Raw genomic sequence first — 11,439 nt, 5'->3', positions numbered from 1 at the left:
TGTAGGCCTGATAAGGCGTTAGCCGCCATCAGGCGTTTGTAAGATGTTGAACGCCGGATGGCGACGCTAACGCGTCTTATCCGGCCTACGGGGTCGGGCAGGCTATTTAATCCCGGCGGGCGATATCGGCGAATTTTGCGTCCAGCATCTTCGCCAGGTCGCCTGCTGCCAGTTCAATATCCAGCCCGCGTCTGCCGCCGGAGATGTAGATCGTCGCGAATGCCTGAGCGGGAGCGTCGATCAGCGTTGGCAGGCGCTTTTTTTGCCCCAGCGGGCTGATACCGCCCACCAGATAGCCAGTGGTGCGCTGGGCAACAGCCGGGTCGGCCATATCAACCTTCTTCGCCCCCAGCGCCTTCGCCACCTTTTTCAGATCCAGCTGGCCCGCCACCGGCGTCACCGCAACCGCCAGCTGCTTCATATCACCGTTTACCGCCACCAGCAGCGTTTTATAAACCTGGTCGGCGTTCAGGCCAAGCTTACGAACCACCTCGTCACCAAAGTTCGTTTCATTGGGATCGTGATCGTAGCTGTGCAGCTGAAAAGGGATCTTATTCTTTTCGAGTAACTTTACGGCGGGGGTCATAAAAATCCTTCTTACCACGGATGATCGAGCTATCAGCATACGCCTGACGACGTTCGCAAAAATAGTACCATCTTGCCGTTTAGGCGTTAATTTTCTGCCGCAGCAGCGTCGGTAAATTTCCTTCGCCGTAGAGATGCAGCGCCCCGGCTGCGACGACATAGTGGCCCGGCGGCAGCGCCATCAGTCGCTTGCACCAGGCCTGGTTGCGCTGATGCATTAGCACATCGTAGAGCGGCTGGCTAAAGGTAGAGGGGAGGGACTGTGACGCCTCGGCAGGCGGGCTATTAAGCCACCAGCTCAGCATCACCTGCAGCAGGCGGGCGTTGGTGTGCCAGTGGGTGAGGGTATCCAGCAGCAGCGCTTTCCCATCCTCCGGCAGCTGACAGAGCAGGTTAACCTGATCCGCCGTGCCCTCCAGCTCAATCACCCGCATCTGCCTGTCGTGAGCGGCCTGGAGCATCTGGTAGTCAATACCGTAGTCGGGGCGCAGGCCCAGTCGCTGGGCCTGCGTTGCCTGCAATACCAGGGCGATTTTCCACGCCGGCTGCGGGTCAAAGGTCTCCAGCGGCAGAGAGAGCTCGTTTAGCACCCGGGATAACTCGGCAAGCTGGGCAGGATCCAGCCGCTCGGCCAGCGGCGGGCGGGGAGGAAGTTCAGAGAAGGGTGAACCACTCACGGAGACGTCGGCCTCAACAATCAGGGCATCGGCCTGCTTGAGCTTGCGCAGCAGCCCCTCCGGCAGGGGAGACATGTCGCGAGTCCCCATATGAATACTGCCGACCAGGTGCAGATAGCGCCCGCCTGGCAAGGTGACGTCCAGCGCGGGCCACGAATAGGTGCGGCTGTACAGCGCGCCCAACAGCATTTTTAAACGGCTAAACAGACCCATAGGCCCTCCCGGCTGAAAGGCCCATGCTAGCGCGAGCCGGGAGAAGGTGTAAATAGCTACTCTTTAGGCGTAAAACGCAGCAGACGGTTGGCGTTGCTCACCACCGTAATGGACGAGAGCGCCATCGCCGCACCCGCTACCACCGGGTTTAGCAGCGTTCCGGTCAGCGGCCAGAGGATCCCGGCGGCAATCGGAATGCCCAGCGAGTTATAGATAAACGCCCCCACCAGGTTCTGCTTCATGTTGCGCAGCGTGGCGCGGGAGAGGGCCAGCGCATCGGCGACGCCCATCAGGCTGTGGCGCATCAGGGTGATGGCCGCGGTCTCAATCGCCACGTCACTGCCGCCGCCCATGGCGATACCCACTTCGGCCTGGGCCAGCGCCGGGGCGTCGTTGATACCATCGCCCACCATCGCCACCTGGCGGCCCTGGCGCTGCAGATCCTGAATCGCAGCGGCTTTGCCATCGGGCAGCACCCCGGCAATCACCTCGTCGATTCCTGCCTCTTTGGCGATGGCGTTGGCGGTCACGGCGTTATCGCCGGTGAGCATCACCAGCCGGTAGCCAGCCTGATGCAGGCGTTGCAGCGCCGCCACGCTATCCTCACGCAGCGGATCGCGAATGGCAAACAGCGCGGCCGCCTTGCCATCTACCGCCAGCAGCACCGGCGTCGCGCCCGTTGCCGCCTGAGCGACGATGTCGCTCTCCAGCGCGGCGGTATCAATACCCTGTTCATTCAGCAGGGCCTGGTTGCCCAGCAGCAGGCGTCGGCCTTCGCTTTCACCGCTCAGGCCTAGCCCGCGCAGGGTGCGAAAGTTAATCACCTCTGCCAGCGTTTCCGCTCCAGCCTTGTCGATAATCGCCCGGGCCAGCGGATGGCTCGAACCCTGCTCCAGCGCAGCGGCCAGGCGCAGCGCCTGCTCGCTAGTGAGATCGCTGTAGGTCGTGACTAAGGTTACCTGGGGACGCCCCTCGGTGAGGGTGCCGGTCTTATCAAATACCAGCGTATCGAGCTGGCTGGCCCGCTGCAGCGCATCGGCATCACGCACCAGCACGCCGAACTCGGCGGCACGGCCTACGCCGGAGATGATCGACATCGGCGTCGCCAGGCCCAGTGCGCAGGGACAAGCGATAATCAGCACCGTGGTGGCGATCACCAGGGTATAAACAATCTGCGGCGCAGGACCGAAAACGTACCAGATCGCGCCGCTAATCAGTGCGATGGCGACCACAACCGGCACGAAGACCGCGGAGATCCTGTCCGCCAGCTGGCCGATCTCCGGCTTGCTGCTCTGGGCCTGGCGTACCAGGCGAACGATCCGCGAGAGGGTGGTGTGGCTGCCGGTGCGGCTGGCACGAAACAGCACGCTGCCGTCAGAGACCACCGTTCCCGCATGGATCGTATCGTCACGCTGTTTCTGTTGCGGGACGGGTTCACCGGTCAGCATCGCCTCATCAAGCCAGGCTTCGCCCTGGATAATCTCTCCGTCCACCGGAACGCGATCGCCAGTCGTCAGGCGCAGCGTCATGCCCGGATGAACATCGGCAAGGGGCACGGTCTCCTCCCCGGCATCGGTCACCACCCTGGCGGTGGGCGGGGTGAGATCGAGCAGGCGCTCCAGCGCTTTCGAAGAGCGCTGGCGAGCGCGGGCTTCCAGCATATGGCCGAGGTTGATCAGGCCAATAATCATCGCGCTGGCCTCATAGTAGAGATGGCGCGCTTCCATCGGGAACCACGCTGGCCAGAGGTTAACGCTCATTGAGTAGAGCCAGGCGGCCCCGGTCCCCAGCGCCACCAGGGTATCCATCGTCGCGGTACGGTTCAGCAAGCTCTTCCACGCGCTGCGGTAGAAGTGGCCCCCGGCAAAGATCATCACCCCAAGGGTGATCAGACCGATAACCAGCCAGAGGCTGCGGTTGGCGTCGGTGACCATCATATTGTCACCCGCCATACCCCAGACCATCACCGGAATGCCCACCAGCAGGGCGACAATCGCCTGCCAGCGGAAGCGTTTCATGGTAGCAACGGCGGTCTCCTGCTGGCGTTCGCGGCGAGCGGCGTCATCATCAATCGCCTCCGCACCGTAGCCCGCTTTCTCCACCGCGCTCACTAACTCAACGGCGGAGGCACTGCCCATTACCAGCGCAGAGCGCTCCGCCAGATTGACCCGTGCCTGGGTTACGCCGGGTACCGCCTGCAAGGCGTTCTGCACCCGGGTAACGCAGCTGGCGCAGCTCATGCCACTCAACAACAGCTGCTGGCTGTCGTCGGTGTCATCCGCTGTCGGAAGCTCAGTTTCGGCCGCTGTCAGTGCTTCCGACGGAGGTGATGACTCTGCCAGCGGATCAGCCTTTGGGTGGCTAAGCGTCGCCCCGTACCCGGCCTGTTTAACGGTATCGATTAACGCATTCGCATCGGCGCTGCCTGTGACTTCCGCCCGGTCGATAGTCACCTCGGCGCGCTCAACGTCGGGACGCTGCTCAAGGCTCTCTTTCACCCGTTTGACGCAGTGGCCGCAGGAGAGACCCTCCAGCGCCAGTTCAATTGTGTGGGACATCATCATACTCCTGTGATTTTAGGATTGACTGAGCCGGTGTTTTGGCTAACTGTACATAAGCTTAAACCTTCCATTAAGGGGAAGGTCAAGGGGGGACCATGAATATTAGCGACGTAGCAAAAAAGACAGGCTTAACCAGCAAGGCGATCCGCTTCTATGAGGAGAAGGGGCTGGTGACGCCGCCGCTTCGCAGCGAGAACGGCTATCGCAGCTACACGCAGCAGCATCTTGATGAGTTGACCCTGCTGCGCCAGGCGCGACAGGTGGGATTTAATCTGGAGGAGTGCGGCGAGCTGGTCACCCTGTTTAACGATCCGGCCCGGCACAGCGCCGACGTAAAGGCCTATACCCTACAAAAGGTAGCGGAGATCGAGCGCCATATCGTTGAGCTACAGGCGATGCGCGATCAGCTGCTGAATCTGGCGAACGCCTGTCCAGGCGATGACGGTGCCGACTGCCCGATTATCGATAATCTCTCTGGCTGCTGCCATCGCCATTCGGCAAAAGAGAGCTAGCGCGCTTTAATGCGCAGGGTGATCCCCTCAACCGCCACCACTTCCACTGGCGTCCCTGCGGGGAGATCGTCATCGGCGCTCACCGGCCAGGTGCTGTCGCCGACGCGCATATGGCCGCGGCCGTTGACCAGAGGGGTGTCGAGGGTAAAGTGTTTGCCCACCAGCTGCATGCCACGCTGGTTAAGCGCGGCGTCGGCAGGCTTCTGCTCGCGCACGCGACGGGCCAGCCAGCGCCACCATAGCCACGCCGCCAGCAGGGTGAGCAGGGCAAACAGCGCGCCCTGCCACTCCCAGCCGAACGGCAGTAGCCACACCAGCAGACCGGTCACCACTGCTGCCACGCCGCTCCACAGCAGATAGCCGTTACCGCCGAGCATCTCGGCTGCCAGCAGCAGGCCGCCGAGGCTAATCCAGAAGAGGTGCGGGTGCTGAAGCAGGCTGTCGATCATAGGCCTTTCCGTTCGCTGGCGCTCTCTTTCACCAGCTCGGCGATCCCGGCGATAGAGCCCATCAGGCTGCTGGCCTCCAGCGGCATCAGCACCACCTTACTGTTCGTTGATGAGCCGATATGCTGCAGCGCCTCGGTGTATTTTTGCGCGACGAAGTAGTTCACGGCCTGAATATCCCCGGCGGCAATCGCCTCGGAGACCATCTGGGTGGCGCGGGCCTCCGCCTCGGCTGAACGTTCACGGGCTTCGGCCTGTAAAAACGCCGACTGCCGCTCGCCCTCGGCCTTGAGGATCTTCGACTGCTTCTCCCCTTCGGCTTTGACGATCTGCGCCTGGCGGATCCCTTCCGCTTCCAGAATGTAGGCGCGTTTGGTTCGTTCGGCCTTCATCTGGGCGTTCATGGAGGCGATAAGTTCGGCAGGCGGCCGCACGTCGCGGATCTCAATGCGCGTCACCTTGATGCCCCAGGGATTGGTGGCTTCATCTACGATATGCAGCAGGCGCGTATTGATGTTATCGCGCTGGGAGAGCATCTCGTCCAGCTCCATTGAGCCGAGCACGGTACGGATGTTGGTCATCGTCAGGTTGATGATAGCCAGCTCGAGGTTGCTCACCTCGTAGGCCGCCTTCGGGGCATCGATCACCTGAATAAAGCAGACGGCATCGATGGTAACGTTGGCGTTATCCTTGGAGATCACCTCCTGGGAGGGAATATCCAGAACCTGCTCCATCATGTTGATTTTGCGGCCAATCCTGTCCATAAACGGCACAACCAGGCTCAGGCCCGGCTGTAACGTTTTGGTGTAACGCCCGAAGCGCTCGACGGTCCACTGGTAGCCCTGCGGCACAATCTTCACGCCTGCGCCAACGATCACCAGCGCGACGAAGATAAGTACCGGGATGACGATAAGCATTACACACTCTCCCTGCCGCGATCGCGGTTAATCAATAAAGCAGTGAATAGAGCTTGCGGCGATAGGATGAGGCCAGCGCGTCGCCGGTACCCAGCGCGGCGAGGATCTCCTGCAACATTTTACGCGCTTCGCCGTTAGCGGCGGAGAGATCCTTGCGTAGATGGCTAAACAGCAGCTCCAGCGCCTCTTCATTGCGCCCAACCTGATGCAGCTGCAGCGCCAGCTGCGTCGCCAGCTCGGCATTCTCCGGCGACTGCTCAACCTGCTGCTGCAGGAGCTGGATCTCCGGGGTGTCAGCGGCTTTTTTCAGCAGCTCGATCTGCGCCACCAGGCCCTGATAGCGGGTATCCTGATCCTGCAGCGGAATAGTTTTCAGCACTGCTTCGGCTTCGTCGGCGCGGTTAAGGACAATAAAGGTCTCCGCCAGCAGCAGACCAAACTCACCGTTCTGATTCGACAGCTGCCAGGCCTCTTTCGCCAGCGGCAGCGCCTCGGCATAGTTGCCCTCCTGAATCAGGGCCATCGCCTGCTGCGCTTTCAGCTCCTCGGGGCGGGGCAGCACTTTCTCCAGCAGAGCGCGGATCGCCTCTTCCGGCTGCGGCCCCTGGAAGCCGTCCACCGGCTGGCCGTTCTGGAACAGATAGACGGTAGGGATCGCCCGCAGGCCAAACTGCGAGGCCACCATCTGCTCGGCGTCGCAGTCCACCTTCGCCAGAATAAACTGCCCGCTATACTGGGCGGCCAGCGACTCCAGCACCGGGGTCAGCTGCTGACAGTGCTGGCTGCGTTCGGACCAGAAGTAGAAGAGCACCGGCAGGTTGACCGACTGCTCTAGCGTCTGTTGAAGGTTCGCTTCGGTAATGGTGACAATATTCTGTACGGACATGGCTAATTCTCTGTTTTCACGTTTATCTTTACATGGGGTTGAGCGGCGTGGCCTTCAACTCATCCGCGCAAAATTTTATCCATCGCACGCCCCGGCAGCAGGCGTTTTAACCAGCAGACGGCGTGGGTGACCAGCGTCACCGGATAGCGCAGTTTCGGGCGCTTGCTCTCAAAAGCATGGCGCACTTTTGCCACTACCGCCTCCGGGCCGAGGGTAAACCGTGCGGCAATGCCAGGATTTTCCACCGGGTTATCCTGCTGGGTCTGGTTGACGTTTTTAGTAAAGCGCGTGCGGATAGGGCCTGGCTCGATCAGGCTCACCTGAATGCCGCTGTGGCGCAGCTCCATGCGCAGGGCGTCCGACCACGCCTCAAGGGCATATTTACTCGCCGCGTAGGCTCCGCGCCCCGCCGTGGAGATCAGCCCCATCACCGAGGAGGTCATCACAATCCGCCCCTCGCCGTAAGGGATCATCGCGGGCAGCAGGCGTATGGTCAGCTGGTGCGCGCCAAAGAAGTTGGCGGAGAACTGCTGCTCCATCTGTTCGCGGCTGATGGTGGCCAGCGGGCCGTAGACCCCGTAGCCCGCGTTGTTAAAGATGCCGTACAGGCGATTGCCGGTCCGCGCGATAATCTCATCGGCGGCGCGATCGACGCTCTCCGGTGAGTCCAAATCCAGCAGGATGCCGGTAAAACCCATCCCGTTCATGCGTGAGACGTCATCGGGCTTGCGGCAGGCGGCGAGGATATGAAAACCCTGGCGCTTTAGCTCTACCGCTGCTTCCAGACCGATTCCGCTGGAACACCCTGTTATTAAGACCGATTTTTGCATAACTTTACCCGTAGGCGTCCCCGATTATTTATGAGTCGTGGTTAACTATCATGGTTAACTAAGGGTGCAAGGCGCGTGGCCATCCAGTCGGCGATAAACGGCTGTGCATCCAGATTGGGGTGAATGCCATCCTCCTGCATCCACTGCGGCTTGAGGTAGACCTCCTCCATAAAGAAGGGGAGCAGCGGCACATCAAACTCTTTGGCCAGCGCAGGATAGATGGCGCTGAAGGTCTCTGTATAGCGACGACCATAGTTGGCTGGTAGACGGATCTGCATCAGCAGCGGCTGCGCGTTAGCGTCCTTGATGGTCTGCAAAATTTTACGCAGGGTCTGCTCGGTCTGTTGTGGCGCAAAGCCCCGCAGGCCGTCGTTGCCCCCAAGCTCCACCAGCACCCAGCGCGGCTGGTGCTGCTTCAGCAGCGCCGGCAGACGAGAAAGCCCCTGCTGCGAGGTATCGCCGCTTATACTGGCATTAACCACCGACGGCGTCTGCTGCCACTTAGCGTTAAGTAGCGCAGGCCAGGCCGAGTTAGCTGCCATGCGGTACCCGGCGCTCAGGCTGTCTCCGAGAACCAACAGCGTGTCAGCGGCTGCGGCACGGAAGGTAAACAGAAGCATAAACAGGAAGGGCAAATGCCAGCGGAAAACATTGTTGAAGTTCATCATCTTAAGAAGTCCGTCGGTCAGGGGGAACATGAGCTTTCCATCCTTACCGGAGTTGAGCTGGTTGTCAAACCGGCGCAGACAATTGCCCTCATCGGTGAGTCGGGTTCCGGCAAGTCTACCCTGCTGGCGATCCTCGCCGGATTAGACGACGGCAGCAGCGGCGAGGTTAACCTGCTGGGCCAGCCTCTGCACAGTATGGATGAGGAGGCGCGGGCGGCGCTGCGGGCGAAAAACGTCGGCTTTGTCTTCCAGTCCTTTATGCTGATCCCCACCCTCAACGCGCTGGAGAACGTCGAGCTCCCGGCGCTGCTGCGCGGCGAGAACGGTCGCCAGAGCCGGGAGAATGCCAAAACGCTGCTGACCGATCTCGGCTTGGGCAAACGGCTGGATCATCTTCCTGCCCAGCTCTCCGGCGGCGAGCAGCAGCGGGTGGCGCTGGCCCGCGCCTTCAACGGGCGTCCCGGCGTGCTGTTTGCTGATGAGCCGACCGGCAACCTCGACCGGCAGACCGGGGATAAGATCGCCGATCTGCTCTTCTCCATGAACCAACAGTATGGCACCACGCTGATCCTGGTCACGCACGATCCGCAGCTGGCGGCCCGCTGCGACCGTCGCCTGCGTCTGGTCAACGGCGAACTGCGGGAGGAAGCATGATTGCCCGCTGGTTCTGGCGCGAATGGCGTTCGCCGTCGCTGCTGATTGTCTGGCTGGCCCTCAGCCTGGCCGTGGCCTGCGTGCTGGCGCTGGGCAACATCAGCGATCGCATGGAGAAGGGGCTGAGTCAGCAGAGCCGCGACTTTATGGCGGGGGATCGGGCGCTGCGCAGCTCTCGTGAGATCCCGCCGGCGTGGCTGGAGGAGGCGCGCAAAAGAGGCCTGAAGGTGGGCGAGCAGCTTACCTTCTCTACCATGACCTTTGCCGGTGATACGCCGCAGCTGGCTAACGTCAAGGCCGTGGACGCTATCTACCCTATGTATGGTGAGCTGCAAACCAATCCGCCGGGCCTCAAGCCGCAGGCAGGGACGGTGCTGCTCGCCCCGCGGCTGATGGCGCTGCTGGAGCTAAAAACCGGAGACTATATCGACGTCGGCGACGCCCGGCTGCGCATTGCTGGGGAGGTGGTGCAGGAGCCGGACGCCGGGTTTAACCCCTTCCAGATGGCCCCACGCCTGATGATGAACCTTGCCGACGTGGCGGCGACTGACGCGGTCCAGCCCGGCAGCCGCGTGATGTGGCGTATTAAGTTTGGCGGCACGCCGCAGCAGCTCGAAGCGTATGAAAAATGGCTTCTGCCGCAGCTTAAGCCGGAGCAGCGCTGGTATGGCCTGGAGCAGGACGAGGGGGCGCTGGGGAAATCCCTCGAGCGTTCGCAGCAGTTCTTGCTGCTGTCGGCTCTGCTGACCCTGCTGCTGGCGATCGCCGCCGTGGCGGTGGCAATGAACCACTACTGCCGTAGCCGCTACGATCTGGTGGCGATCCTGAAAACGCTGGGGGCAGGGCGCGCCCAGCTGCAAAGGCTGATCGTCGGCCAGTGGCTGCTGGTGCTGGCGCTGGCGACGGTGACCGGGGGCGCTATCGGCCTGCTGTTTGAGCAGGTGCTGATGATCCTCCTCAAGCCGGTGCTGCCCGCTGCGCTGCCGCCTGCCAGCCTCTGGCCGTGGCTGTGGGCGACGGGAGCGATGTTAGTGATCTCCCTGCTGGTGGGGCTGCGGCCCTATCGTCTGCTGCTGGCGACTGCGCCGATCCGCGTTCTGCGTCGTGATGCGGTAGCGAACGTCTGGCCGCTGAAGCTCTATCTGCCGATTGTTGCCGCCGTTGCCGTAGCGCTGCTGGCCTGGCTGATGGGCGGCAGCATGCTGCTGTGGGCGGTGTTGGCGGGGGCGGTAGTGCTGGCTCTGCTCTGCGGGCTGCTCGGCTGGATGCTGCTTAACGTCCTCAAGCGGTTGACCCTGACGTCGCTGGCGCTGCGGCTGGCGGTAAACCGGCTGCTGCGTCAGCCCTGGTCGACCCTGAGCCAGCTCTCGGCGTTCTCGCTTTCGTTCATGCTGCTGGCGATGCTGCTGGTGCTGCGTGGCGATCTGCTCGATCGCTGGCAGCAGCAGCTCCCGGCGGAGAGCCCCAACTATTTCCTGATCAACATCGCTCCCGAGCAGGTGACGCCCCTGAAGACGTTTCTTGCCGAGCACCAGATCGTTCCGGAGGCGTTCTATCCCATCGTGCGGGCGCGTCTGACCCAGATTAACGGCCAGACCACCGAGGGGAATACGGATGAGGCGCTAAATCGAGAGCTAAACCTCACCTGGCAGGCCAACCAGCCGGATCACAATCCGCTCACCGCGGGCAGCTGGCCGCCGAAAGCGGGGGAGGTGTCAATGGAGGAGGGGCTGGCGGAGCGGCTCAATATTCGTCTTGGCGATAGCGTCACCTTTATGGGCGATACCCAGGACTTCACTGCAAAAGTGACCAGCCTGCGTAAGGTGGACTGGGAGAGCCTGCGCCCGAACTTCTTCTTCATCTTCCCAACCGGTGCGCTGGATAACCAGCCCCAGAGCTGGCTGACCAGCTTCCGCTGGGAGAACGGCAACGGCATGCTGACCCAGCTTAACCGGGCGTTTCCTACCGTTAGCCTGCTGGATATCGGGGCGATCCTCAAGCAGGTCGGCCAGGTGCTGGGGCAGGTGAGCCGGGCGCTGGAGGTGATGGTGGTGCTGGTGACGCTCTGCGGCACTCTGCTGCTGCTGGCCCAGGTGCAGGTTGGCATGCGTCAGCGACATCAGGAGCTGGTGGTTTACCGCACGCTGGGAGCCGGCAAGCGCCTGCTGCGCACGACCCTGTGGTGCGAGTTCGCGCTGCTGGGCTTTGTCGCCGGGCTGGTGGCTGCCATCGGCGCGGAGACGGCGCTGGCGGTATTGCAGACGCGGGTGTTTGATTTCCCGTGGCAGCCCGACTGGCGGCTGTGGATCATACTACCGCTCTGCGGGGCGCTGCTGCTCTCGATCTGTGGCGGCTGGCTGGGTACCCGGTTACTGAAGGGCAAAGCGCTGTTCCGCCAGTTTGTTGGCTAGTTCTCTCCCCATTGTCCCCGGCGGCGCATGCGTTTGCCGGGGCATCACTATCTATATGAAATATTTTCAATTACCGCCG

At 62.0% G+C, this 11,439-nt stretch carries 11 protein-coding genes; 3 read left to right on the top strand and 8 right to left on the bottom strand.

Going from position 1 to position 11,439, the window contains the following annotated elements; translation table 11 throughout:
• Window positions 1–106: 106 nt before the first annotated feature.
• The 3 genes from ybaK to copA all read right to left on the bottom strand — a co-directional run bounded on the left by ybaK (window position 107) and on the right by copA (window position 4,033).
• Window positions 107–586 (bottom strand): Cys-tRNA(Pro)/Cys-tRNA(Cys) deacylase YbaK, encoded by a 480-nt coding sequence (ybaK, locus tag RTX96_RS12010; protein WP_103821493.1) that lies wholly within the window; start codon window positions 584–586, stop codon window positions 107–109.
• A 79-nt stretch (window positions 587–665) separates the two neighbouring features.
• On the bottom strand, window positions 666–1,475 hold the full coding sequence (locus tag RTX96_RS12005; RefSeq protein WP_312671145.1) for a TraB/GumN family protein: 810 nt from the start codon (window positions 1,473–1,475) through the stop codon (window positions 666–668).
• Between the two features lie 56 nt (window positions 1,476–1,531).
• Window positions 1,532–4,033: a copper-exporting P-type ATPase CopA gene (gene copA / locus RTX96_RS12000; RefSeq protein WP_312671143.1), complete on the bottom strand. Its 2,502-nt coding sequence runs from the start codon at window positions 4,031–4,033 to the stop codon at window positions 1,532–1,534.
• Window positions 4,034–4,131: 98 nt separating this feature from the next.
• On the opposite strand from copA, the gene cueR reads away from it, so the two are divergent.
• Entirely contained in the window at window positions 4,132–4,548 is a 417-nt protein-coding gene (gene cueR, locus RTX96_RS11995) for a Cu(I)-responsive transcriptional regulator (protein WP_312268774.1), read from the top strand.
• Here cueR and RTX96_RS11990 read toward each other — a convergent pair.
• Genes RTX96_RS11990 through tesA form a run of 5 tightly spaced genes read right to left on the bottom strand, consistent with a single transcriptional unit; the run spans window position 4,545 to window position 8,292 of the window.
• Window positions 4,545–4,997 carry an NfeD family protein gene (locus RTX96_RS11990; protein WP_312268775.1) on the bottom strand — a complete coding sequence of 151 codons (453 nt, stop codon included), beginning with the start codon at window positions 4,995–4,997 and terminating at the stop codon, window positions 4,545–4,547. The genes cueR and RTX96_RS11990 overlap by 4 nt on opposite strands.
• Entirely contained in the window at window positions 4,994–5,911 is a 918-nt protein-coding gene (locus RTX96_RS11985) for an SPFH domain-containing protein (protein WP_103821488.1), read from the bottom strand. The genes RTX96_RS11990 and RTX96_RS11985 overlap by 4 nt, the downstream gene beginning before the upstream one ends.
• A 31-nt stretch (window positions 5,912–5,942) precedes the next feature.
• Window positions 5,943–6,797 carry a thioredoxin family protein gene (locus RTX96_RS11980; protein ID WP_103821487.1) on the bottom strand — a complete coding sequence of 285 codons (855 nt, stop codon included), beginning with the start codon at window positions 6,795–6,797 and terminating at the stop codon, window positions 5,943–5,945.
• Window positions 6,798–6,856: 59 nt separating this feature from the next.
• Complete coding sequence (locus RTX96_RS11975; protein ID WP_103821486.1) at window positions 6,857–7,627, bottom strand: SDR family oxidoreductase; 771 nt, start codon at window positions 7,625–7,627, stop codon at window positions 6,857–6,859.
• A 41-nt stretch (window positions 7,628–7,668) separates the two neighbouring features.
• Window positions 7,669–8,292 (bottom strand): multifunctional acyl-CoA thioesterase I/protease I/lysophospholipase L1, encoded by a 624-nt coding sequence (gene tesA / locus RTX96_RS11970; protein WP_103821555.1) that lies wholly within the window; start codon window positions 8,290–8,292, stop codon window positions 7,669–7,671.
• Between tesA and ybbA the strand changes: the two genes are divergently transcribed.
• Both ybbA and ybbP read left to right on the top strand, forming a co-directional pair.
• Window positions 8,263–8,949 carry a putative ABC transporter ATP-binding protein YbbA gene (gene ybbA / locus RTX96_RS11965; protein WP_312671140.1) on the top strand — a complete coding sequence of 229 codons (687 nt, stop codon included), beginning with the start codon at window positions 8,263–8,265 and terminating at the stop codon, window positions 8,947–8,949. The genes tesA and ybbA overlap by 30 nt on opposite strands.
• Window positions 8,946–11,360, top strand: a complete 2,415-nt coding sequence (gene ybbP, locus RTX96_RS11960) for a putative ABC transporter permease subunit YbbP (protein WP_312671138.1) — start codon at window positions 8,946–8,948, stop codon at window positions 11,358–11,360. Before ybbA ends, ybbP begins: the two co-directional genes overlap by 4 nt.
• Window positions 11,361–11,439: the final 79 nt, after the last annotated feature.

It is taken from the genome of Pseudescherichia sp. (assembly GCF_032052675.1).
GTDB lineage: Bacteria > Pseudomonadota > Gammaproteobacteria > Enterobacterales > Enterobacteriaceae > Pseudescherichia.
Note: the sequence above shows the minus strand (reverse complement) of the source record. Positions and strands in the feature narration are given on the sequence as shown.